Raw genomic sequence first — 23750 nt, forward strand, 5'->3', positions numbered from 1 at the left:
ATGCGCAGTAATTCGAAGGAACATGGGGGAACTGATGGTTGTCGGGAGACTACGCAAGGCTGCGTTGGTTGTGGCGATTGCTCTAATAGGTGGGGCAGCTTCTTCGGTCGCCGCGGCCGCAGTCGAGGACGGCGACGTGTCCGACTGGTCGGGAATTGCTTACGACAAGATTACCCTCGAGCAATTAGCGACAATTGAGCATGCTTCTGTTGTTGAAGACGGCGAACGCATTACCGTCGAGTTCGACGTCCAGGGTCGTAGCTTCGTGATCGTTGCGATGAAGTCCAAACGAGTTGCCGTCGAGGGCGCTGCGACTGCGTATGAGACCGCCCCCGAAGCGAACGGCCGCGGCTTCAATCTAGTGGTTGACGGCGGCAAGTTCGTGGCTGGTGTTGCCTTCGCTTCCAACGTCGCACCTCAACACTTCGGATTCGATGATCGCTTGGCGTTCACGATCGGAAGTCAGCAAGACTCAAAGGCTGAGGCACGCGGGTCGGGACAGATCGCTGCTATATCGGACGCTGTCGCTCATCTGAAGCAGGGCCGTTCGACCGGTCTGTCCCCAATTGTGGGTGGGAACGCGGCACTCGCGCCGAATGCATGGGGCTCGGCGCACGTGCTCGTCGACAACACCAGCATACCGTTCATCTTGGCTGGAGGATTCTCGGAGGGTTGGGTTGATATCACGCCCTCTGGTCCGAAGACGCACATCGTCTCAAATCTTCGTTACAGCATATCGGCCAATTGGGGATCGGACGGCGTATCGCTCTGGTACAACGGGCAAACTAACTCGCGTGCATACCGATCACCGACCTGGCCCAGCGGAGGACTTCAATACGTTTCGGGAAGTTGGAGCATGAATACCGACTATGCGAGTTTGTTGGCGGAGAATACATACAGTTTGCTTGTGAAGTACATCCCGATCATGTATACGCGCTACGACAACGCAAGCGTATAGGCCCGCGTGACGAGCGCACTTTGATGTCGCGCTCTCGAATGGAGAACAGACGACGTGTGGTTCGTTGCGGTAGTCCTGGTCGCAATCGGCATCGTGGACGCGATCTGGCCCAAGACCGGCTGGTGGTTGTCCAATTGGTGGAACGTCACGTCCGACTCCGAGCCGACGGACTTTGCGCTTGTCGCCCACCGCTTGTTCGGCGCGATTGTTGTGGTTGCTGCCGTGGTGTGGCTGGCAACGGCGAACTAGCCCGGCCTTACCTCGCGAGCAGCGAAGATGCCTCTTGACGGGCCGCCATCGGCTTGGCGAGGTGGCTCAGTTGCGCAGGAATCTCGCGGCCCTTGCGGGTCATGGCCTGGGCCCACAGCCGTCCGGCGCGGTACGAGGACCTCACGAGCGGCCCCGACATCACGCCAAGGAATCCGATCTCCTCGGCAGCGTCGGAGAGCTCAACGAACTCTTCCGGCTTGACCCACCTGTCCACGGGGTGGTGGCGAGGGCTCGGGCGCAAGTACTGGGTGATGGTCAGCAAGTCGCAACCGGCGTCGTGAAGGTCGTGCAGCGCCTGGATCACTTCATCGAAGGTCTCGCCCATGCCAAGGATGAGGTTGGACTTCGTGACAAAGCCGTCGGCCTGGGCGGATGACAGCACTGACAGTGAGCGCTCGTACGTGAACGCCGGGCGAATGCGCTTGAACACGCGCGGCACCGTCTCCACGTTGTGGGCGAGCACCTCAGGGCGTGAGGAGAAGACCTCCGCCAACTGGTCGGGTTTCGCATTGAAGTCTGGGATCAGGAGCTCGACGCCCGTTCCGGCATTGAGCGCGTGAATCTGGCGGACCGTCTCCGCGTAAAGCCATGCACCGCCGTCGGCGAGATCGTCGCGTGCGACTCCGGTCACCGTCGAGTACTTGAGGCCCATCTCCCGCACAGACTCGGCAACCCGGCGCGGCTCGTCCCTGTCGAGGTCAGAGGGGCGACCGGTGTCGATCTGGCAGAAGTCGCAGCGCCTGGTGCATTGCGAGCCGCCGATGAGGAACGTCGCCTCGCGGTCCTCCCAGCACTCAAAGATGTTGGGGCAGCCGGCCTCCTCGCAGACAGTGTGGAGCCCACCGCCCTTGACGAGCGACTTGAGTTCCTTGTACTCCGGTCCCATGGTCGCCGTGGTGCGAATCCACTCCGGCTTGCGCTCGATGGGGGTCTCGGCGTTGCGGGCTTCGACCCGCAGCATCTTGCGGCCTTCAGGGGCGAGAGTCACGCGATCTCCTGGGGTTGCGGGGCTTCGTCGGTGCGGCGCGGTGGGGTGGCCGCGCCCTCAGACTCCCATCGTATGTCGGCCAGAGCAGTCTCCAGCGCGGCCAGCGTCGCAGGCACTACCTCGGCCAGGTCGACCGAGCGGCCAAGTTCGGCGCTCAGCGAGGTGACGTCTGCGTCGGCGATGCCGCAAGGCACGATCTTGTCGTATACCGCGAGGTCAGGCGAGCAATTGAGCGCAAAGCCGTGCATCGCGACGCCCTTGGCCACGCGCACACCGATCGCGCAGATCTTGCGTTCCCTGCGGGTCTCCGTAGCGGGGAGCCACACCCCTGAACGGTCCTCAATGCGGACGGTCTCCAGCCCGTAGCCGGCGCAGACCTCCATGATCGCCTGCTCAAGGCGCCGCACGTATTCGACCACGTCGAGCGGCTCTCTCAAGCGCACAATCGGGTAGCCGACGAGCTGACCTGGACCATGCCATGTGATGCGTCCGCCCCTGTCAACGTCGATCACTTCGGTGCCGTCTACTGGGCGGTCCCAGGCCGCTGTGCGCTTGCCCGCGGTATAGACGCTGGAGTGCTCCACCAGGATCGTCGTATCGGGCCGATCGCCAGCGACTACCTCCGCGTGGATCTGGCGCTGGAGCGCCCACATCTCGCGGTAATCCCGGTGTGCGCCGTCAAGCAGGTTGAGGATCTGCATCTGATCAGGCTAACCCGGGAATGCGCTGGCCCCCCGCGTGTTAGATAGTCACATGAAGAGTCGCGCCTGGTTGAGACCAGTTTTGGTTGTTGTGGGAATCGCCATCTGGCTGGCGGTCGGGGGCGTAGGAGGGCAAACCTTCGGCGTGCTCAGCTCGGTGCAGGAGAACGAAAACTCCGCGTTCCTGCCGTCATCAGCCGAATCGACTCAAGCGGCCCAGGCCCATGCCGAATTTGTGCCGTCGGACGCGGTGCCAGGCCTATTCGTCATCGAGGGGATAGGCCCCGAGCGTTCTGCTGAGGTGCAAGCCTTCGTTGACGAGGTGGTCGCCGATCCGCTGGAGGGCGATGAAGACGGCCGCACCGTCGGCGACGTGCTGGCGTCTGAACCCCAAGTGGTGCCTGCAGAGGACGGCGAGGCGATGCTCGTCATTTTCGATGTGGACGCCGCACTGTTCGGCGAGACGTCAGGCGAGGCGACCGTCGGCGAGTTGTTTGCCGAGACTGTTCGCGGGACGTGGGCAGAGCAAGAAATCGACGCCGACGGCTATTTGACTGGCGCTGTTGGCCTGGTCGCCGACCTGGTGGCGGCCTTTGCGGGAATCGACGGGATCCTGCTGGTCGTCGCTCTGCTAGTCGTCTTGGTCATCTTGCTGATCGTGTACCGCAGCCCCGTGCTGCCGCTGCTGGTTCTCACGACCGCAATGATCGCCCTGTCCGCCGCCATCGTGCTCGTCTACGCACTGGCGAAGGCCGACGTCATCACGCTGAACGGCCAGTCGCAAGGAATCATGTTCATCTTGGTCGTCGGTGCGACAACCGACTACGCGTTGTTGCTGGTCGCTCGCTATCGGGAGGAACTACTGCACCGGGCGAGCCCCTATGATGCGATGTGGGTGGCCTGGCGCAGGTCCTTCGCAGCGATTGCGGCCTCGGCAGGGACAGTGATCGCGGGGCTGCTCGTGCTGCTGCTGTCCGACCTCAAATCGAACGCCTCACTCGGCCCCGCGGGTGCGATCGGTATCGCGAGTGCGTTCCTCGCAGCGCTCACGCTGCTTCCTGCGTTGCTCCTCATCGGCGGCAAGCACGCACGCGGCGTGTTCTGGCCCGCTCGCCCTCGCTACCTTGGGGATGACGACGAGGACGCCACCACGGTTGAGGCGGTCGAGAGTCGTTCGGGCGTGTGGGGCCGCGTGTCCCGCGCAGTTGACGCTCGTCCACGCCAGGTCTGGATCGGCGCGGGCGCGCTGTTGCTCGTGATGGCAGCCGGATTGACGCAACTCGAGGCCGATGGCCTCGGCGACCGCGACGTCTTCCTCACCACCACAGAGTCCGTCGAGGGTTTCGACTTGCTGGAGGAGCACTTCGCCGCAGGGGCCACCGCGCCCGTGAGGATCATCGTGGACGAGGCGGACGCTGAGTCCGTACTGGCAGCCGTCGAGGGCGTCGAAGGCGTGCAAGACGCATACCTGCTGACGCCTGCAGTCATTGAGGGCGCGCCTGGTGGCACGGTTCCTGAGCCTCCCGTGGTGGTCGATGGTCGCGTCGAGATCGATGCGGTCACAGAGGCGTCGTCGACCGCTCGCGCTGCGCAAGACGTGGTGGCGCAGATTCGGGACGTCGTTCACCCGCTGTCCGAAGGGGCCCTCGTGGGCGGATCGGCGGCCGAGTCGCTCGATACGCGCCTGACAACAGACCGCGACATCAAGGTCATCATCCCCGTCATTCTCGTTGTCATCTTTGTGGTGCTCGCGCTCCTCTTGCGATCGTTGGTGGCGCCCGCCATCATCGTGCTGGCCAACATCCTGTCGTTCGCCGCTGCGCTCGGTGTGTCCGCGCTCGTGTTCACGCATGTGTTCGGCTTCCCAGGGATGGATCCTGGCACGCCGTTGCTTGGCTTCGTGTTCCTCGTGGCGCTCGGTGTCGACTACTCCATCTTCTTGATGTCTCGCGCAAGGGAAGAGGCTCTTGTGCACGGAACGAGCCAAGGCGTCAGGCGCGCTCTTGCGGTGACGGGAGGCGTGATCACCTCGGCAGGCATCGTGCTGGCGGCGACATTCGCGGCTCTCGGCGTCTTGCCACTCATCTTCCTGGCGCAGATCGCGTTCATCGTCGGCTTTGGCGTACTGGTCGACACGTTTGTGGTGCGTTCCCTGCTGGTGCCTGGGCTCGTCTCCGACATCGGCAAGGCCTCCTGGTGGCCCTGGGCAGGCGCCTTTCGCAACTGACGCCGCCCCGGGCCAGAAGACGCCCTGTGGATAACGCCCACGCGGGGCCCTGAGCGGGCACCGTAGGGGGATGAGCTCTCTTGGTACAGCGGAGCCGCTCCGCCATGAACGGGTGGTCGGACACGGTCACGACGCTTACGAGGCGTTGCGAGCGAGGGTCGCGGCGCTCGCGGGTGCCGCACACCCCGGCCTGGACCTGCCGTCCAGGGTCACGATGCTGCCAGGAGAGGCCGTCGCCGTCGCAGAGCACGGTCATGAGGCGCTCGCATTGCGGGAAGTGCTCGACTCCCGTGGATCTCTCACAGCGGGGGAGTGCGTATGGGTGGGAATGGCCGTCGCGGAGGCGTTGGCCGCGTTGCATCGGGTGGGTCTCGCCCATGGGACGGTCTCGGCAAGCGCCGTACGCTTGCCTGCTGGCAACGTCTTGCTTTCGCAGCTTGTCGATGGCAGTGCCGAAGCGACGGCGGCCGACGACGTTGCGGCTTTGGGACGGATGCTCGAGTCGTGCGCGAACGGTCAAGACGCTGAGCGGGTGCGCGCCTGGACGGAGCCCATGACGCATGAGGACGCGTCCATGCGTCCCACTGCGTCCATGGTGGCGAGGGCCCTCGGCTCGTGCGCTCCTGCGGAGCCTCTTCAGATTGCTCCGCGCGGCGTCGCGTCATCGGTCAGGGCCTCTCTCGCCCCGCCCGAAGGCGTGAGGCGGCTGGCGGAGGCTCGCACCTGGCGGTGGCGCAGGGACGCGCGAGCTTGGGCAGTCAGGTTCGCCCCTCCTGTCGTTGCGGTCGCGGTCATTGCCATCGCGCTCTGGGCGCTCGTGGGTTGGTGGGCCGGTCGCGGCGAGTCGTTCGCCCTTGCCGCGAGCCCGATGCCTGGGCGCGAAGACCCTCTATGGGTGGCGCGGCAGGCGACATGGGCCCGCTTCGACGGCCTTACCTCTGGGGAACCTGAAGGTCTCGTGAATTGGACCGCGAGCGACTCGCCAGCGCGGGCAGAGGCGGAATCCACCGCCCAGGCGGTGCGATCAGGACGAATGGAGGTCGAGGGCCTGGTCGCTTCCATCGCGCAGTTGAACGAGGTGCCCTTGGCCCCGCCGCAACCGGATGCTGTGGTGGTCCGGGTCGTCTACTCGCTCAGCGACCACGTCGTCACCCTCGACGGTAGGGCGACGCCATTTGACGGCTACACGCAGACGGTCGACCTTGAGTTGGTGCATGGCAACGACGGATGGACGGTGTACTCCGCCGCTGATGTGGCACCAGGCGCGTAGGGCCCAACGACTCGGCGTACGTTCAGGTCGGATAGCTACCGCGCGTCTTCCGCCACATAGCGAGCGACCGCCTCAAGAGTGGGATGCGACCACTCAAAGTCGAGCGACGTGAGGGCGCCTGGCACTCCGGCCTGCGATGAGAGCAAGTCATCGGCGGCCTCGCCGACCACGACGCGAAGTGCCCACGACGGGACAGTGAAACCCCGGTGCGAGCCAAAAGCATGCGCCAGCGCACCGATGATCTGAGCCATCGTGGCGGGCTTCGGCGCGACCAGGTTGGCCGGGCCTTCATGGCGCTTGTCCATGAGGAGGCGCATGGCGCGGACCTCGTCGTCCAAGGAGATCCATGACTGCAGCGCATCGCTGCTGCCGAGCGACCTCAACAGACTGCGCTTGACCAGAGGAATGAGCCGCTCGGCGAAGCCTCCATGGCCCGCAAGTACCAGACCGGTACGCAGATACGCCACCTTCGCGCCAGCCTCGACGGCGGGAGCCGCCGCCGCTTCCCAGTCCCGACTCACCTCGGCGAGGAAGCCATCCCCTGGGGGGAGGTCCTCCGTGAGTCGAGTTGTTCCTCGATCGCCGTAGTAGCCCATCGACGAGCCCTGAAGCAGCAACACGGCAGGATTGGCCGCCGCAATGGCGCCAGCGATCGTGGCCGTCGAGTCGAGACGCGATTGCTTGACGACGCGTTTGTAGCTGTCTGTGAGCCGCTTGCCGCCGATGGATGCGCCGGCAAGGTTGACGACCACATCAGCAGAGGCGATCACGTCAAAGTCGATCTGGTGCGCAGCGGGATCCCACGACGATTCGATCTCACGACGAGCCTCGCGTCGAACGAGCGGGATGACCGTGTGGCCGTCGGCGCGCAACGAGTTCGTCAGGGCTGTTCCGATCAGCCCTGACGAACCCGAAATGATGACGCGCACGGGCTACAGCTCGAGGGAAGACGCGAAGTCGCCGCTTTCGATGAGTCCCTTGACGGTCTGGAGGAAGCGCGCCGCGTCCGCGCCATCGACGATGCGGTGGTCGTAGCTGAGCGGCAAGTAGCACATCGGCTTGATGGACAGCACGTCTTCGCCGTTGGCGCCCTTGCTCACCACCACTCGCTTTTCGATGATCGTGGTGGCCAGGATGCCCACTTGCGGAGACGGAACAATGGGTGTGTCGAGCAGCGTCCCGCCGGAACCGGTGTTGGTTACCGAGAACGTGCCGCCGCTGATCTCGTCAGCCTTGAGGCCGCCCGAGCGTGCGCGACCAGCGAGGTCCGCAATCTGCTGAGCGTGTGCCGCGATCGACTTGTCCTCTGCATTGCGCAGCGTGGGCAACATGAGGCCCTTCTCGGTGTCGACCGCGAGCGAGAGATTGACCTCGCCGTGGTAGACGATCGAGTCGCCGTCAACAGAAGCGTTGAGGTTGGGGTGCTCGACCAGGGCGTCGGCAACGGCCTTAGTGAAGAACGGCAGGAAGGTGAGCTTCGCGCCGTGCTTCTCCTCGAACGCCGTCTTGCTCTTGGCACGCAAGGCCCAAATGGCCGAACAATCGACCTCGACGACGGTGGTCAGTTGTGCCATGCCGTGAAGCGACTCGAGCATCTTTTCCGCAGTGATCTTGCGGATGCGGGTCATCTTGACCGTGGTCCCGCGCAAAGAGGGCTTCTGCTCACCCGAGGGTGCAGCAGGCGCCGCCGCAGGTGCTGGCGCCTCTTGGTTGCCCTGAGGAGCCGGAGCCTGCTCGGCTGGCTTCTCGGGTGCAGCAGGCTGCGCTGACAGCACGTCCTCCTTGCGAATGCGCCCACCAACGCCGGTGCCCTCGACGCGCGCGAGATCGACGCCGCGTTCAGCGGCAAGTTTGCGCACGATGGGGGTGACGTAGCCAGACGCGCCGCCGGCCGTCGAGTCACCGTCTCCGCCCGACGTGCTCTGTGGTGCGGGCGCAGACTCAGGCTGCGGGGTAGGGGCCTGTGCCGCTGGCGCGGCGGGAGCCTCTTGCTGCGCTGGCGCGGCGGGAGGTGCTGGCGCTGGCTCTGGGGACGGCTCTGGCTGAGGTGCCTGCGTCGCAGGCGCTTCGGCAGGAGCGGACTCTTGGGCGGCGGGCTGCTCTTGGGCGGCGGGAGCCGACGCAGGTGCGCCGGAGCCGACCTTGGCCAGTACGGTGCCGACCTCGACGGTCTCGTCTTCGCCGACGAGGATCTCGAGCAGAGTGCCTGCGGCGGGGGACGGAATCTCGGTGTCGACCTTGTCGGTCGAGACCTCGAGGATGGGCTCGTCGACGGCAATCTCGTCACCAACGGCCTTGAGCCACCTCGTGACAGTTCCCTCTGTCACAGACTCGCCTAGCGCGGGCAACGTGATGTCAGTCGCATCGTCGGACGACGCCTGTGCCTGTGGCTCCGCGGGAGCGCTCGACGCCGCAGGTGTCTCCGCGCTGGGAGCGGGAGTTGCCGGCGACGCACCGGGCGGTGACGACGGCGCCGCAGGAGGCGCAGACGGCGGCTCTGGGGCAGTTTGTTGCGGTGCGGCGGGAGCAGGTTCTGGCGCTGCCTGCTGCTGCGCTGGCGCCTGTTCCGCGGCGGGAGCAGCTGGCTGGGAAGGCGCCTGCTCTTGCTCGGGGGCAGACTGCTCAGGCGCGGCGGGAGCCGAACCCTGCTCATCCGCGTCGCCTAGGCGCGCGAGTACGGTGCCCACCTCGACGGTGTCGTCTTCGTTCACGAGGATCTCGAGCAGGGTGCCAGCGACGGGCGAGGGGATCTCGGTGTCGACCTTGTCGGTAGACACCTCGAGGAGGGGCTCGTCAACAGCCACTGTGTCCCCTACTGACTTCAGCCAGCGGGTCACGGTGCCTTCTGTAACGGACTCTCCGAGCGCTGGGAGGGTGACGTCGGTGCTCATTGCGTGTCTCCTTGAGGCCTAGTCGTGCGCGTGAAGCGGCTTGCCGGCGAGCGCGAGGTGCGCCTCACCGAGCGACTCATTTTGGGTGGGGTGGGCGTGAATCAGTGGGGCCACGTCCTCTGGATGGGCGTCCCAGCTGACGATCAATTGCGCCTCGCCAATCTGCTCGCCCACGCGGGAGCCGAGCATGTGCACGCCAACGACGGGGCCGTCGATAACCCGTACCAACTTGACGAAGCCTGCTGTGCCGAGGATCTGGCTCTTGCCGTTGCCGCCGAGGTTGTATTCAAGCGACTTGATCTTGTCTGCGCCGTACTGCTCTTTGGCCTTCGCCTCGGTGAGACCGACAGAGGCGACCTCCGGCTCGCAGTACGTGACCCTCGGAATGTTGGCCTCGATGATGGGGGCAGGGTTCAGTCCGGCAATCTGTTCCGCGACGAAGATGCCCTGTTGGAAACCGCGGTGCGCAAGCTGCAGACCAGGGACGATGTCACCGACGGCGTAGATGTTGGCGATGCCGGTGTGGAGCTTCTCATCGGTAAGGACGAAGCCGCGATCCACACGCACTCCTTGGTCTTCGAAACCGAGCCCAGCGGTACGGGGACCGCGGCCAACGGCGACGAGCAGCACGTCGGCCTGGATGCTGGTGCCGTCCTCGAGAGTGACGGTCACGCCGTTGTCATCCTGAGTGACTTCCTTGAAGCGCACTCCGAGCTTGAAGTCGATGCCGCGCTTCCTGAATGCGCGCTCCAGCCCCTTTGAGAGGGACTCGTCTTCGTTGGGCACGAGGTGTGGCAGTGCCTCGATGACGGTGACGTCGGCCCCGAACGACTTCCAGACCGACGCAAACTCGACGCCGATGACGCCGCCGCCGAGCACAATCGCCGACCGTGGCACCCACTCCATGGCGAGAGCCTGGTCGGACGTCATCACGCGCCCGCCAATCTCAAGGCCTGGAAGGCTGCGCGCATACGAGCCGCTCGCGAGGATGACGTTCTTGCCGGTGTAACGCTCGCCGCGCACCTCGATCGCGTCGGGCCCTACAAGGGTGCCGTGTCCCTCGATCACCGTGACCTTGCGCGACTTGACCAGGCCCTGAAGACCCTTGTAGAGGCGGTCAATCACGCCTTGCTTGTACGCGTTGACCTTGGGCATGTCGATCGAGTGGAACTCGGTGTTGACACCGATGGACTCGCCGTGGCGGGCATGGTCTGCGACTTCCGCGGCGTGCAACAGCGCCTTGGTGGGGATGCATCCCCAGTGCAGGCACGTGCCGCCGACCTTTGCCTCTTCGACCATTCCCACGCTCAGACCGAGCTGGGAGGCGCGCAGGGCCGCGGCGTATCCGCCGGAACCGCCGCCGAGGACGAGAACGTCAAACGAGTGGGGGCTGGACTCGGTCACGGGACTCAATTCTCCTTGTAAGGATGCGGGTATGTCCCATCTTGCCACTCGTGGCGCACCGCGCGAACTCGACAACCGCGACTACGCTGTGAGCATGAGTTTTTTGGGGCGCCTCTTTGGCCGTGGCAAGTCGACCGTGACACCAACGGGTTCTGGATCGCGCGAGGCGCAAGCCAAGACGATGCAGCACTTCAAGGAGTTCGTGTCTCAAAGGGACGGCTGCGAGGCGTTTATCGAGCCAGCCACCAGGGTGACGCAGACGACGCTTGTGGTGGTCGCGGGCACAGGGGAGTGGACCCGTCGCAAGGTTCCGGATGCCGCAGCGGCGCGCAAGGTCGCGAAGGACCTGTCCGTGCCGGTGTTCGACGTGAACCTCTCCGGATACCCGTCGCGCATGCGCGAGTGGAACGAGAAGCACCGCCAGCTCTAGCGGACGCCGGAAGTCCGACGCCCGCTGGCTGGTGACAACGGTACGAGTCGCTACGCGCTACGGCGCTCGAGGAACTCGAACAAGGTACGGACCGCTGCCCCCGTCGCGCCCGGCACGGTGTAGCCGTAGGCGCCGCCTTCGTGGAAGGCGGGCCTGGCGATGTCGAGGTGCACCCACGTGGCGTCCCCTACGAACTGCTTCAGGAACATTCCAGCGCTCAGCATGCCCGCAGCGCCGCCGGGATCCCCAACGTTCTTGAGGTCAGCCACCTTGGACTCGACCATCTCCAGCAGGTAGTCCCGCAGCGGCATGGGCCACATGTCTTCGTCAATGGCTTCGGCGGCAGCCACAATCTCCGCTTGAAGGTCCGCGGAACCCATGACTCCTGACGTGCGGGTGCCGAGTGCGACACCTTGGGCGCCCGTCAGAGTGGCGACGTCGATCACCGCGTCGGGCTTCTCTTCGATCGCGCGCACCAGGCCGTCGGCGAGCACCAAGCGGCCCTCTGCGTCCGTGTTGAGCACCTCTACGGTCTTGCCGCCATAGATGCGGATGATGTCCGACGGGCGCTGCGCCGTCCCTGATGGCATGTTCTCGGCAAGGCATAGCCAACCCGTCACGGCAATGGGAAGTTTGGCGCGAGCGGCAGCGAGCACGGTGTGCAGGACGGCGGCGGAGCCGGACATGTCGGACTTCATCGTCTCCATCGACTTCGGTGGCTTCAGCGAGATGCCTCCCGTGTCGAACGTGATGCCCTTGCCCACGAGCGCGATCGTCTGCGCGGCGTCGGCAGGCGTCCAGGCAACACGTACTAGCCGCGGTAGGCGAGACGAGCCCATGCCCACGGCCAAGAGGCCGCCGAAGCCCTCGTCGGCGAGTTGCTGGGGCTCCCACACCTTGACGTCGCAACCCAGTTGAGAACCGAAGCCCTGTGCAATCTCGGCGAAGGACGCGGGGAACAGGTCGAGCGGGGGAGTGTTGATGAGGTCGCGGGTCGCCGCAACTGCGCCCGCGATGATCTTGGCGCGCTCGATGGCGGACTCGGAGGCTCCCGCAATCGCCCAGCTCGTGAAGGACTTCTCGTCGTCATCGTCGGCGTCTGACTTGTAATCAGTGAAGACATACGCACCGAGCAATGCGCCCTCCGCCACGGCCGACGCCGCGCGGTCGCTGTTCGTGGGGATGCCGACGACGACGTTGCCGGGCTTCTTCCCGCAGGATCGGGCAGCGGCTCCCGCAGCAAAACGAAGGTCGCCGTCGGAAGCGTCACCAAGCCCAACAAGCACGACACGGCGAGCAGCGGTCCCGGTCCCAGGCAGCACGGTGACCGCGCCCCGCTTGCCGGTGGCGTCGAGCATCGCGGCGGTCTGCGACAGGGAATCTTGGACGTCGGCGGGCAATTGGGGGTGTCCCAGCACTGTGCCTGCCGCATCGACGCCGAGGATGAGGGCGTCGCATGCGAGGGTGGACAAGGTCTCATTTGTGGTGGAGATAGTGGTCATAGTCCCGAGCCTATCCCGCTAGGTTGATCGCATGTACGGGCTCTTGTTTCGCTGGGTCATCCTCAGGATGAGCGCTGAGCGAGCGCACCATGTGGCGGTCGCCGCGTTCCGCTGGGGGTGGCCGATCGTCGCAGCGGCACGGTGGCTACGGATCATGCCGCCAGCGCCAGCAGCGGCCTCGGTGGAGGCGATGGGCCGCACCTTCCCTGGCCCTCTCGGCCTCGCTGCGGGGCTCGACAAGGACGCCACCGCGGTCAAGGGGCTGTGGCTCGCTGGCTTCTCTCACGTCGAGGTGGGGACCATTACGCCCAAGCCGCAGCCGGGGAACGAGTTGCCGAGAGCGTGGCGAGAACTCGACGTGCGCGGGCTGCGTAACCGCATGGGCTTCAACAATGAAGGGGCCGACGCTGCGGCACGAAGCCTGGCTGCCCTCCGTCGCTCGAGTGTGGGCAAGTCGGCCGTGGTCGGCGTCAACATCGGTAAGAACAAGACGACGCCAGCTGAGGAAGCGCCCCTCGACTACGGCTACTGTGCCCGCGTGTTGGCGCCTTATGCCGACTACCTTGTGGTCAACGTGTCGTCGCCGAACACGCCGGGGCTGCGCGACCTACAGTCCGTCGAGACGCTCCGACCGATTCTGGAGCACGCGCGTGCGGGCGCGATCGAGGCCGTGAGGGGCCGCAAGGTGCCGCTCCTCGTCAAGATCGCGCCGGATCTCGCGGATGAGGACATCGACGCGATTGCCGCGCTTGCACAGGAACTTGGACTCGACGGCATCGTCGCCACCAACACGACCATTGGTCATGACAGGGGACCGGGTGGACTGTCCGGCCCCGTTCTGCTGGACCGCGCCGTAGACGTCATCGCGAGGCTGCGCGTGCGAGTAGGTGCCGATATGTGCCTCATCGGTGTCGGAGGTGTTGTCACGGCCGACGACGCGAGGGCGATTCTCGACGCCGGAGCAACTCTCGTTCAGGGATACACGGCGCTGGTGTACGAAGGACCGTTCTGGCCGTCCAGGCTGAACCGGCAGCTCGCGACGCGGTAGTGCTCACGTGGGTGTGAGAAAAGCCACCAAAAATGCGGGAACCAAACCGCCAAAGTTGCCGTTGTAGAAGGTGTACGCACCTGCCAGGCGTACGCAACGCATTGTTTTCTCCTTTGAAGCACGAGGGCCCCGGAACCACTTGGTTCCGGGGCCCTCGTGTCGTTGGTGGAGGAATCAGGATGGACGGCCAGCGGGGGCGCCAGCCTTCGTCAGTGCCGGGTCACGTTCGACCACATCGCCCAGCACCTCGTCAATCTTGATCATGAGCTCTGCAGGGATGCGGACCCCGGACGCCTTGGCGTTCTCGTGAACCTGTTCTGGCCGTGAAGCACCGATGATGGCGGCGGCGACGTTGTCGTTCTGCAACACCCACGCGACGGCCAGTTGCGCCATCGTGAGGCCGAGCTCGTCGGCAACCGGCTGGAGCGCTTGCACGCGCTCGAGAAGCACTTCGTTCTCAAAGAACCGGCCGATGAACTTCTGGCCGCCCTTCTCGTCGGTGGCGCGCGACCCTGCTGGCGGCGGCTGGCCAGGCTTGTACTTGCCCGTCAGGACTCCTTGCGCAACGGGAGACCACACGATCTGACTGATGCCGCTTTCCTTCGAGGCAGGCACCACCTCCTCCTCGATGACTCTCCACAGCATCGAGTACTGAGGCTGCGACGAGATCAACGGGAAGCCGAGTTCCTTCGCAAGCGCGGCGCCGGCACGAATCTGATCTGCCGTCCACTCGCTCACGCCGATGTAGTGGGCCTTGCCCTGGCGGACGACGTCGGCGAAGGCCTGCATCGTCTCCTCGAGTGGCGTCTCGGTGTCGTAGCGGTGGGCCTGGTAGAGGTCGACGTAGTCCGTTTGGAGGCGCGTGAGGGAGCCGTTGATCGACTCCATGATGTGCTTGCGGCTCAACCCCGAGTCGTTGGCGCCACCTGGACCGGTTGGCCAGTAGACCTTGGTGAAGATTTCCAAGCTCTCGCGCCGTTCACCCTTGAGGATGTCCCCGAGCACGGTCTCAGCCTTGGTGTTGGCGTACACATCCGCGGTGTCGAACGACGAGATGCCGACGTCAAGCGCGGCCTTGACACAGGCAGCGGCCTGTTCGTTCTCGACCTGCGAACCGTGGGTGATCCAGTTTCCGTAGGTGAGTTCGGTGATCTTGAGTCCTGAGTTGCCCAGGTAGCGGTAGTTGATCATGACTCCACACTAACGCCGACGCACTTCCCGTGTCGTAACGTTTCGATCAGTTCGCCGGGGGATTCGGCGGCGCGGATCTGCGAGCCCGCAACCGTCGCTCCGTGGGCCGGGTCGTGTCGGCAACCACGTCCCCTTGACTCTGCCCTTGGGACAAGGTGTTGGCTGACCGTGGCCCATCCGAGGTCCGGGTGGCGACCAGGAGGAAGTTGATGACCGATTTCATTGTCGAACAACGGCCGGAACGTCCCTGGGTGGGCGTGTCGATGACGGCAGAGCTAGCGCACTGGGATCGTGTGAATGCGCACGTCCCCCGCATCTACGGAGCGCTGGCCACCGCAGGCGGGGTTCCGTTGGGCGGGCCGATCTACCAGTACCGCCGCCTGCAGACTGCGCAGGATCCGATGGAAATCACGGTGAGCGTGCCGGTATCAGCGTGCATGGAGATTGGGGAGGGATTCGATACAGGTGCCTTGCCCGCGGGCAACTACCTGGTCGCGCAGCCAGCAGGGGGCCCCGACGCTCTCGCGCATGTGCATCGGGAAATGTGGGAGTGGGCGCAGGTCCAGGGGTTGGACCTCGCGATTGACGAGCGTTCTGACGGCATCCACTGGCAATGCCGCACCGAGCAGTTCCTCACGGATCCGCAAGAGGAGCCGGACCGGAGCAAGTGGGCGATCGAGGTCGCATACTTGTTGAGATGAGCGAGACCAACGCGAGGTTGTCGATCGGGGAATTCAGTCGTGCCACGTGGCTATCCGCCAAGGCGCTCCGCATCTACGAGCGACGGGGCCTGCTTCTCCCGGACGTGGTCGACGAGTACACGGGATACCGCTACTACCGGTCATCGCAAGCGCAGCGTGCACGCTTGATCGCGCTGTTGCGCCGGGCGGGAATGCCGCTCGACCGCATCGGCACGGTCCTCGACGCCTCGAACGCCGAGCGTTCCGCCCTGCTTGAGGAGTATCGAATTGACGTGGCTCGAGCGCATGCTCGTGCGAACGCCCTGCTCGACAGCCTCGCGGTTGGCCTTCTCGACCAGCCGTCGGCTTCGATCGGCGAGGGACCGGCGATATCGACTCGGCGCGTGCCTGAACAGGCCTATCTGGCTCACGGCGTGCGCACGACCGCAGGTGATCTTCCCTCGCACATCGAGCGTGCTGTGGCGCTCCTGACCCAGAGGGCGCGTGCGAGCATCGACAGGAGTCGGCCGCTTGTGGTGGTGTACCACGGGGAGGTGAGTTGGGAATCGGATGGGCCTATCGAGGTGCGCGTGCCCGTCCATAATGGCGCGGCAGCAGATGGTGTTGATCCCTCAGGTACGGAACTGTTCACGGAGGTTCCGTACGGTGAGGTTCAGTTCCCGACCATTGTGCGGGCCTTCGATGCGGTGAGGGCCGCCGCCCACGAGGGCGGACGGCACCCATCAGGCTCGCCTCGGGAGATTTACTGGGAGGGCGAGCCCTTCCGATGCCAGGTCGCGCAACCCTATGTCTCGGCGCAGTGACGTCCGACACCTGACTTGTTCCTCGGGCCCGGCGCGCAGGCGCGAGCTTGCCGCCTGCTAGACCGGGTACTCGCCGCGCTTGACCACAGGACGCGGCACGCGCAAGCGACGCAGGTTCATGAGGCGCGCTGCTGAGTACAAGCGCCAGCCACGCCCAAGAGCGTCGGCGCCGAACTTCTCGGTGATGCGCCTGCGCATCGCGCGCATCGCCCACAGGGTGTCGCCGATGGCGGCAAAGACGAGCGCGTAGAACCCGAAGATGATGATGCCGCCCACCGTGGGGTTCGAGTTGAAGAACAGTGACGCGACGACGAAGGCGATCGAGCCAGGCAAGGCGAACTCGCCGAGGCTTGTACGGGCGTCGATGTAGTCGCGGATGTACTTGCGCACGGGACCACGATGCTCCACGGGCATGTGGCGCTCGTCGCCCGTCAGCATGGCTTGCTGTTCCTTGGCGCGCTGCTCGCGAATTCTGGCGCGCCGCTCCTTCGCTCCCGACTTGGGGTCAGCGATCAACGCACGACGCTGAGCGGCCTCCTGCTCACGACGCTTGGGAGTGGGACGGCCCTTGCCCGCTGCAGCTTCCTCGACGGTGAGGTGCTCTGGGTTTTCTTTGCGTGCCATGTGCTGGTGGTCCTCTCTTGAGCCGTGCCTGGCGTGGCGGCGGCTGTCAGTCCTTTGCCGGCTGCGCCGCCGGCAGGGCGAGCATGCGGTCGAGCGCGACCCTGGCCTGCTCTTGGGTGGTCTTGTCGACTTCGATGCGGTTTGGCACGTTCCCTGCCAAGAGGGACTCGAGGGTCCACACCAGATGCGGCAGGTCGATTCGGTTCATGGTCGAGCAGAAGCACACCGTGTCTTCGAGGAAGTGCACTTGCTTGTCAGGGTGCGCATTCGCGAGGCGGCGCACCAGATTGAGTTCGGTGCCGATTCCCCAAGAACTCCCTGGCTCGGCCCCGTCGAGAGTGTTGATGATGTACTCGGTGGATCCCACGTAGTCAGCACTGGTGACAACCTCGTGAGTGCACTCGGGGTGAACAAGGATGTTGATCCCCGGCACGTTCTGGCGCAAAGCATCCACGTTGGCCTTGCGGAACCGCCCGTGCACCGAGCAGTGGCCCTTCCACAGGATCACGCGCGCCGCCGCAAGCTGTTCGGCAGTGTTGCCTCCCAGCGGCTTGCGTGGATCCCACACCACACAGTCGTCGAGGCTCAGGCCGAGCTTGAGCACCGCCGTGTTCCGACCGAGGTGCTGATCCGGCATGAAGAGGACTTTGCCCTGACCATCGACGCCGCCCACCTGATCGAAGGCCCATCTGAGAGCCACCTCGGCGTTTGACGACGTGCACACTGCGCCGCCGTGACGACCGCAGAACGCCTTGATCGCGGCGGTTGAGTTCATGTAGGTGACGGGCACTGTCGCGGAGGCGACTCCGGCCTCGTCCAACTGGGCCCACGCGTCTTCGACTTGGCTGATGCCAGCCATGTCGGCCATAGAACAGCCAGCAGCCATGTCCGGCAGCACCACAGCCTGCTCATCTGACGTCAGGATGTCTGCGCTCTCCGCCATGAAGTGCACGCCGCAAAACACGATGAACTCGGCCTCTGGCCTGTTCGCGGCGTCACGCGCCAACTTGAAGGAGTCACCAGTGACGTCGGCGAATTGAATGACCTCGTCACGCTGGTAGTGGTGACCAAGAATGAAGACCCTGTCGCCGAGCGCTTCTTTCGCCTTGTGCGCACGCTCCACCAGATCGGGGTCAGACGGCGCGGGCAGGTCCCCAGGACAGTCCACGCCGCGCTCGGACACGGGGTCGTTGCGCCTTCCCAAAAGGAGCAGCGCTGGCGATGCCTCAGGTTCGTGGAACGTCTGCGTCATGAGTCCATTGTTTCATGCGTGAAGGACAGCGGATCGTCCGTGGCCTACGCCCACAGCGTGCAGACTTATCGACATGCGAGTAGTGGCGGCGGTGAACGAGTGGCCGGGGGAGCCTGTCCTTAACGGAACCACCGCAGCCACCGTGGTCCTTGAAACGTGGCGGGAGGCCGCCCCAGCGTCGGAAATTGTCGCGATTGCCCAGGGAGACGGTGGCCCGCGCACGGCCGACGCCTGGGAGGGCACACGCAGCGTGGTGGGAGGGGCGGTCGTCACCCCTCGCAACGGAGCGCTGTGGCTTTCCCCAGCCCAAGGCGGCGTGCGCTGGAACCCGTTGGACCTCTCTGCCGCGCTGCTGGGACTCGCGGCGACTGGCGCCACTGAGACCGTCGTCGTCCCTGTGGGTGACGTGCCACCGGCCGGGGACGCTGCCGACCTCTGGGGCGGCGCTTTGGTGGCGGTTAAAAAGGCCCTTGCCGGACTTGACGTGGTGGCGCTCGCCACGTCTCGCCGACCGCTGCTGGGATTCCACGGCATGAGCGCCGCTCTCATCGATGGCAGGGAGGGCGACGCGGCCCTCGCGGTGTCCGCCCAGGCCCAAGAGGAGCGCTGGTCGAGCCTCGCGCTTGAGGCGGACGCGGTCGCGGCGCGCAGTTCGTTGCTAGGGCCGTCGCGGCTTTCGGACCACCCGGGCAGCGGAGCCGCAGGCGGCCTTGCCTATGCCTTGGCCGCGCTGGGCGCACGAGTTCTCCCCGCCTCGCACTATCTCGCGGAGGCCTCTGGGCTCGCCGCCGCGGCAACAGACGCCGACCTCGTGGTGGGCATTGGAGGCCCGCTCAATCCCGCGGCGCTCGACGAGGGCGTGGCGTCGAGCATTGCCGCCGTCGCGGCGCGTGGGGGAGTGCCAGCGACGATGCTGAGCACGGCGGTCATGGTGGGTCGCAGGGATCTGATGGCCGCGGGCTTGGCTTCTGCGCACGAGGCGCCTGCCGGGCGTGCGGGCCTGGCGGACGGCGTGCGGCGCGTCGCCCAGACATGGGTGCGCGAGTAGCGGGCACAAAGTCACACGACACGGCGTTGGGGTTCACAGGGCGGCGCGCGGCGTCGTACCCTAGTGGGAACTTGTATTGGAAGGAGTCGCCATATGACAGACACCGTTACTGAGACTTCGGCGCACGGCGTGGTCATCACCGACGCGGCTGCAGCGAAGGTCAAGAGCCTCCTCGCGCAGGAGGGTCGCGACGACCTTCGTTTGCGTCTGGCTGTGCAGCCTGGCGGCTGCTCAGGCCTGATCTACCAGCTCTACTTCGACGAGCGCAAGCTCGACGGCGACGCTGTCAAGGAGTATGACGGCGTCGAGGTGGTCGTCGACAAGATGTCTGTCCCGTACCTTGACGGTGCGAAGATCGACTTCGCCGACACCATCGAGAAGCAGGGCTTCACGATCGACAACCCCAACGCTCAGAGTTCGTGCGCGTGTGGTGACTCGTTCAGCTGATCATTTCAGCTTCGCAAACGGACGGTGAGGGCTAACGCCCCGCCGTCCGTTTCGCTTTCCCCCACAAAGTCGTTCCCCGTCATCCGCGCCCACGCTGGCACGTCGAATCGCGCCGCGACGTCGGTCGCGAGCACCGTGAGCTCCGAGCCTCCCGGACAGTCTTGAGCGCGCCTCGCCAGCATGATGATGGGCATCGGGCATGCCGTGCCGCGTGCATCGACAACGAGCGGCTTGGCGGCGTGGTCATCGTTCATGAGGTGATGCGTGGAGCGCCGATGCGTTGGCGCACCGTGTCGAGTGCGTCGGGAAGTTCCGCGAGAAAGCGGTCGATGTCCTGGTCCGCAATTCCTGGGTGCAGCGCCAACCGCACGTTCCCGTGAGTGAGCGCGCCTATGGCGGCCAGCACTCTCGACGGCTCGAGGGTTCCAGAGACGCACGCCGAGCCGGAACCGACGGAGAATCCGCGCCTGTCGAGTTCGCCAAGCAACACCTCGCCGTCGACGTACAGGCAACTGAAGGTAAGGACGTGAGGCAGCCTCTCGTGAGGATCGCCCAACACGTCGACGCCGGGAAGTTGAGCGACGTTCGCCCTGATCTTGTCCACGAGCCCCCATAGCCGTGCACTCTCGGTATCGCGGGCCTCTTGACGTTCTTGGAGGGCGACGGCCGACGCGAGCGCAAGGGGCACGCTCACGCCGCCAGGGGCCCAGTCGTCACCATCTGGCCAGGCCGGCAACCACCGTGTGTGCGGCTCAAGCGCGAGGACGCCGATGCCGGCCGGGCCTCCCCAGTCGGCGGGGTGCGCGACCAAGGCGTCCCAGTAGGCAGGGGGATCCATGTGGCCGATGCTCGACGTGGCGTCAACGAGCAGCGGAACTTCGGCGGATTGAGTCGCTCGTGCCACGTCCTCGAGCCGTTGCACTGTGCCGAGTTCCTGATTCGCGTGCTGGACCGCAGCGAGCGCAACGTCCTGTGATTGAAGCGCCAACGTCAGAGCGTCGATCGATACATGGCCTGCGGAGTCGACAGGGACGGTGTCGACCGCATGCGGAGCAACAAAAGTGGCGGCGTTGACGAGGGCGTCCCGCTCGATGGCCGAGACGACGATGCGACCCCGGCCGCGGCGAGCGGCGTGAACTCCGGCGAGGCAGCGTGCGAAGGCGTCGTGCGGACTTGAGGTGAAGTGCACCAGCTCGGGGCGGGCCCCCAAGGCGTCGGCAATGGCCTCTCTGGAGCCGTCGACGAGCGAACGCGCGCGGCGCGATTCGGCACTCAACCGAGCCGGATTGGCCCATCCGTCGGCAAAGCCAGCGCGCAATGCGTCCGTGACTCGACGCGAAAGGGGGGCAGAACCCCCAGAATCGAGGTAAACCCGGGACCTTTGCATGGCATAACGGTATCGCGCGATAGTATGCACGGGTGGCTACCTTGTCCCCAGTAGCGCTTCGTCGTCTACGCTCCGCAACCCTCGTCGTAGGGGCATCGTCCCTGCTCGCGGGCTGTGCGGGCCAGGCCGAGGCCAACGGTCTTCCCAGTCAACCCGGCGTCACCAACCACACGGGTCGCATCATCGACCTGTGGAACTATTCGTGGCTCGCGGCGATCGCTGTCGGCGTGATCACCCTTGCCCTCATCTTGTGGTCGATCACGGTGTATCGCAAGAAGAAGGGCGACGAGAAGTTGCCCATGCAGACTCGCGCGAACGTACCGCTTGAGTTGATGTACGTGATGGTTCCGCTGCTCATGATTGCGGTGCTCTTCCGTTGGACCGTCACCGATACTGCCGCGGTGACCGATGTGTCCGGCGATCCCGATGTGCGCATCCAAGCCATCGGCAAGCAATGGGCGTGGGACTTCAACTATCTCGACGACGACGTATACAGCGTGGGCGTTCAGGCGACTCTGACCGGCGAGGAAGGCGTGGAAGAGACGCTGCCAACCTTGTACCTGCCGGTGAATGAACTGGTGGACATCCAGGTCGACTCTCGCGACGTCATCCACTCGTTTTGGGTGCCGGCGTTCCTTGTCAAGAGGGACATGTTTCCAGGGCGCACCAGTCACATACAGTTCATCCCGCAAGAGATCGGGACCTACCAGGGCAAGTGCGCGGAACTGTGCGGCGAGTACCACTCTTCGATGTTGTTCAACGTGAAGGTGGTCTCCCGTGAGGAGTACGACGCCTACATCGAGACGCTTCGCGACGCTGGCCAGACAGGTTCCATCGGTCTCGAGTACAACCGGCTTCAGGACGCCAACAACCAGCCGAGCGGCGAGGAGGGTTAGGCGTGTCTACTGCAACTTTTGAATCCGGTGCTGGTGGGGGAACCGCCCCGGCCATTGCTCGACGCCGAAGCGGCTCCGTCGTTGTCCGCTGGATCACGTCGACTGACCACAAGGTCATCGGCTACATGTACCTCGCAACGTCCTTCGCCTGGTTCGCCATTGGCGGTGTGTTGGCGCTGCTTATTCGCGCAGAGCTCTTTGAGCCAGGAATGCAAGTGGTCCAGTCCGCGGAGCAGTACAACCAGTTGTTCACGATGCACGGCACCATCATGTTGCTGTTGTTCGCGACACCGCTGTTCGCGGGATTTGCGAACGTCATCATGCCGCTGCAGATCGGGGCACCTGACGTCGCCTTCCCGCGGTTGAACATGCTGGCGTACTGGTTCTACCTCTTCGGTGGCCTCATCGCCGCCGCCGGTTTCTTCACGCCCCAGGGCGCAGCGTCGTTCGGCTGGTTTGCGTACGCCCCGCTGTCCAGCACCGCGTACTCGCCAGGCATCGGCGGAGATCTCTGGGTGTTCGGCCTGGCACTCGGTGGATTCGGGACCATTCTTGGTGCAGTCAACTTCATCACGACGATCGTCACGATGCGGGCGCCCGGTATGACGATGTTCAGGATGCCGATCTTCACGTGGAACACGTTGGTGACGTCCATCTTGATCCTGGTGGCCTTCCCCCCGTTGGCGGCAGCACTGTTCGCCCTGGGCTCCGACCGCGTGCTCGGCTCCCAGATCTTCAATCCCGACTTCGGTGGTGCCGTCTTGTGGCAACACCTCTTCTGGTTCTTTGGACATCCCGAGGTCTACATCATCGCGTTGCCGTTCTTCGGTATCGTCTCGGAGATCTTCCCCGTGTTCAGCCGTAAGCCGCTGTTCGGTTACCACGGGCTGGTCTACGCGACTGTGGCTATTGCGGCGCTGTCCGTGTCGGTGTGGGCGCACCACATGTACGTCACCGGCGCCGTATTGCTGCCGTTCTTCGCGTTCATGACCATGCTGATTGCCGTGCCGACAGGCGTGAAGTTCTTCAACTGGATCGGGACGATGTGGCGGGGAAAGATCGTCATGGCCACGCCCATGTTGTGGTCGATCGGCTTCCTCATTACCTTCCTCTTTGGCGGACTTACGGGCGTGATCCTGAGTTCACCAGTGCTCGATTTCCCGGTGTCCGACAGTTACTTCGTGGTGGCCCACTTCCACTACGTCGTGTTCGGCACGGTGGTGTTCGCTATGTTCGCTGGCTTCTCCTTCTGGTGGCCAAAGTTCACCGGGACCATGTTGGACGAGCGCCTCGGCAAGCTGCACTTCTGGTTGCTGTTCATCGGCTTCCACACGACGTTCTTTGTGCAGCACCTGCTGGGTGCAGGCGGCATGCCGCGACGCTATATGGACTACCTCCCTGAGGATGGCTTCACGTTCCTCAACCAGGTCTCGACCTTTGGCGCCTTCCTGCTCGCCGCCTCCACGTTGCCGTTCTTGTGGAACGTCTACAAGACGGCGAAGACGGCGCCTCGGGTCACCGTTGATGACCCGTGGGGCTACGCAAACTCCCTCGAGTGGGCCACCAGCTGTCCGCCGCCTCGCCACAACTTCGTGTCGATCCCGCGCATCCGCTCGGAACGGCCAGCATTCGACCTGCACTACCCGCAGATTGCCGCACTCGACCACCAAGCCGCTGACGACCCTCAGGTCGACAAGCCGGCCGTGAGCTAG

The 23750-nt window shown here is 64.9% G+C and carries 23 protein-coding genes; 12 read left to right on the top strand and 11 right to left on the bottom strand.

The window, feature by feature from the left end; all coding sequences use genetic code 11:
- Positions 1-22: 22 nt before the first annotated feature.
- Both LGT36_RS04115 and LGT36_RS04120 read left to right on the top strand, forming a co-directional pair.
- Positions 23-958 (top strand): hypothetical protein, encoded by a 936-nt coding sequence (locus LGT36_RS04115; RefSeq protein WP_226095988.1) that lies wholly within the window; start codon positions 23-25, stop codon positions 956-958.
- A 54-nt stretch (positions 959-1012) separates the two neighbouring features.
- Entirely contained in the window at positions 1013-1207 is a 195-nt protein-coding gene (locus LGT36_RS04120) for a DUF6199 family natural product biosynthesis protein (protein WP_226095987.1), read from the top strand.
- A 7-nt stretch (positions 1208-1214) separates the two neighbouring features.
- Here LGT36_RS04120 and lipA read toward each other — a convergent pair whose 3' ends face one another.
- Both lipA and lipB read right to left on the bottom strand, forming a co-directional pair.
- Positions 1215-2216: a lipoyl synthase gene (lipA, locus tag LGT36_RS04125; RefSeq protein ID WP_226095986.1), complete on the bottom strand. Its 1002-nt coding sequence runs from the start codon at positions 2214-2216 to the stop codon at positions 1215-1217.
- Complete coding sequence (lipB, locus tag LGT36_RS04130) at positions 2213-2917, bottom strand: lipoyl(octanoyl) transferase LipB (protein ID WP_226095985.1); 705 nt, start codon at positions 2915-2917, stop codon at positions 2213-2215. The genes lipA and lipB overlap by 4 nt, the downstream gene beginning before the upstream one ends.
- Before the next feature lie 52 nt (positions 2918-2969).
- Here lipB and LGT36_RS04135 point away from each other — a divergent pair, with 52 nt between their 5' ends.
- On the top strand, positions 2970-5144 hold the full coding sequence (locus tag LGT36_RS04135) for an MMPL family transporter (protein ID WP_226095984.1): 2175 nt from the start codon (positions 2970-2972) through the stop codon (positions 5142-5144).
- A gap of 70 nt (positions 5145-5214) precedes the next feature.
- A complete protein-coding gene (locus tag LGT36_RS04140) occupies positions 5215-6414 on the top strand; it encodes a hypothetical protein (protein ID WP_226095983.1) in 1200 nt (399 codons plus the stop codon).
- Between the two features lie 35 nt (positions 6415-6449).
- On the opposite strand, the gene LGT36_RS04145 is transcribed toward LGT36_RS04140, so the two are convergent.
- The 3 genes from LGT36_RS04145 to lpdA are packed head-to-tail and all read right to left on the bottom strand — an operon-like array spanning position 6450 to position 10709.
- Positions 6450-7343: a TIGR01777 family oxidoreductase gene (locus LGT36_RS04145; RefSeq protein WP_226095982.1), complete on the bottom strand. Its 894-nt coding sequence runs from the start codon at positions 7341-7343 to the stop codon at positions 6450-6452.
- A gap of 3 nt (positions 7344-7346) precedes the next feature.
- Complete coding sequence (gene sucB / locus LGT36_RS04150; protein WP_248642169.1) at positions 7347-9305, bottom strand: 2-oxoglutarate dehydrogenase, E2 component, dihydrolipoamide succinyltransferase; 1959 nt, start codon at positions 9303-9305, stop codon at positions 7347-7349.
- 18 nt (positions 9306-9323) lie between these two features.
- Complete coding sequence (lpdA, locus tag LGT36_RS04155; RefSeq protein WP_226094772.1) at positions 9324-10709, bottom strand: dihydrolipoyl dehydrogenase; 1386 nt, start codon at positions 10707-10709, stop codon at positions 9324-9326.
- 31 nt (positions 10710-10740) lie between these two features.
- Between lpdA and LGT36_RS04160 the strand changes: the two genes are divergently transcribed.
- On the top strand, positions 10741-11139 hold the full coding sequence (locus tag LGT36_RS04160) for an oxidoreductase (protein ID WP_226094774.1): 399 nt from the start codon (positions 10741-10743) through the stop codon (positions 11137-11139).
- 50 nt (positions 11140-11189) lie between these two features.
- On the opposite strand, the gene LGT36_RS04165 is transcribed toward LGT36_RS04160, so the two are convergent.
- Positions 11190-12641, bottom strand: coding sequence for a leucyl aminopeptidase (locus LGT36_RS04165; protein ID WP_226264693.1), 1452 nt, complete (start codon positions 12639-12641; stop codon positions 11190-11192).
- A 31-nt stretch (positions 12642-12672) separates the two neighbouring features.
- Between LGT36_RS04165 and LGT36_RS04170 the strand changes: the two genes are divergently transcribed.
- Positions 12673-13689 carry a quinone-dependent dihydroorotate dehydrogenase gene (locus LGT36_RS04170; RefSeq protein WP_226094715.1) on the top strand — a complete coding sequence of 339 codons (1017 nt, stop codon included), beginning with the start codon at positions 12673-12675 and terminating at the stop codon, positions 13687-13689.
- A 174-nt stretch (positions 13690-13863) separates the two neighbouring features.
- Here LGT36_RS04170 and LGT36_RS04175 read toward each other — a convergent pair whose 3' ends face one another.
- Complete coding sequence (locus LGT36_RS04175; protein WP_226094717.1) at positions 13864-14880, bottom strand: aldo/keto reductase family protein; 1017 nt, start codon at positions 14878-14880, stop codon at positions 13864-13866.
- A 209-nt stretch (positions 14881-15089) separates the two neighbouring features.
- On the opposite strand from LGT36_RS04175, the gene LGT36_RS04180 reads away from it, so the two are divergent.
- Together LGT36_RS04180 and LGT36_RS04185 are read left to right on the top strand one after the other, a co-directional pair.
- Complete coding sequence (locus LGT36_RS04180) at positions 15090-15581, top strand: GyrI-like domain-containing protein (RefSeq protein WP_226264694.1); 492 nt, start codon at positions 15090-15092, stop codon at positions 15579-15581.
- Positions 15578-16384 (top strand): MerR family transcriptional regulator, encoded by an 807-nt coding sequence (locus LGT36_RS04185; protein WP_226096765.1) that lies wholly within the window; start codon positions 15578-15580, stop codon positions 16382-16384. The genes LGT36_RS04180 and LGT36_RS04185 overlap by 4 nt, the downstream gene beginning before the upstream one ends.
- 57 nt (positions 16385-16441) lie before the next feature.
- Here LGT36_RS04185 and LGT36_RS04190 read toward each other — a convergent pair whose 3' ends face one another.
- Positions 16442-17008: a DUF3043 domain-containing protein gene (locus LGT36_RS04190; protein ID WP_226096766.1), complete on the bottom strand. Its 567-nt coding sequence runs from the start codon at positions 17006-17008 to the stop codon at positions 16442-16444.
- Between the two features lie 46 nt (positions 17009-17054).
- Positions 17055-18260, bottom strand: a complete 1206-nt coding sequence (gene nadA, locus LGT36_RS04195) for a quinolinate synthase NadA (protein WP_226096767.1) — start codon at positions 18258-18260, stop codon at positions 17055-17057.
- Positions 18261-18333: 73 nt separating this feature from the next.
- Between nadA and LGT36_RS04200 the strand changes: the two genes are divergently transcribed.
- Together LGT36_RS04200 and erpA are read left to right on the top strand one after the other, a co-directional pair.
- A complete protein-coding gene (locus LGT36_RS04200; RefSeq protein WP_226096768.1) occupies positions 18334-19308 on the top strand; it encodes a glycerate kinase in 975 nt (324 codons plus the stop codon).
- A 93-nt stretch (positions 19309-19401) separates the two neighbouring features.
- Positions 19402-19755: an iron-sulfur cluster insertion protein ErpA gene (gene erpA / locus LGT36_RS04205; protein ID WP_226096769.1), complete on the top strand. Its 354-nt coding sequence runs from the start codon at positions 19402-19404 to the stop codon at positions 19753-19755.
- 5 nt (positions 19756-19760) lie between these two features.
- On the opposite strand, the gene LGT36_RS04210 is transcribed toward erpA, so the two are convergent.
- Together LGT36_RS04210 and LGT36_RS04215 are read right to left on the bottom strand one after the other, a co-directional pair.
- Positions 19761-20009, bottom strand: coding sequence for a sulfurtransferase TusA family protein (locus tag LGT36_RS04210; RefSeq protein WP_226096770.1), 249 nt, complete (start codon positions 20007-20009; stop codon positions 19761-19763).
- Positions 20006-21142 (bottom strand): cysteine desulfurase family protein, encoded by a 1137-nt coding sequence (locus tag LGT36_RS04215; protein ID WP_226096771.1) that lies wholly within the window; start codon positions 21140-21142, stop codon positions 20006-20008. The genes LGT36_RS04210 and LGT36_RS04215 overlap by 4 nt, the downstream gene beginning before the upstream one ends.
- A 32-nt stretch (positions 21143-21174) precedes the next feature.
- Between LGT36_RS04215 and coxB the strand changes: the two genes are divergently transcribed.
- Together coxB and ctaD are read left to right on the top strand one after the other, a co-directional pair.
- Complete coding sequence (gene coxB, locus LGT36_RS04220) at positions 21175-22038, top strand: cytochrome c oxidase subunit II (protein ID WP_226096772.1); 864 nt, start codon at positions 21175-21177, stop codon at positions 22036-22038.
- Between the two features lie 53 nt (positions 22039-22091).
- The gene (ctaD, locus tag LGT36_RS04225; RefSeq protein WP_226096790.1) at positions 22092-23750 is read left to right on the top strand and encodes a cytochrome c oxidase subunit I; all 1659 of its coding nucleotides are present in this window, start codon (positions 22092-22094) and stop codon (positions 23748-23750) included.

The sequence above is a fragment of the Demequina sp. TMPB413 genome (assembly GCF_020447105.2).
Lineage (GTDB): Bacteria > Actinomycetota > Actinomycetes > Actinomycetales > Demequinaceae > Demequina.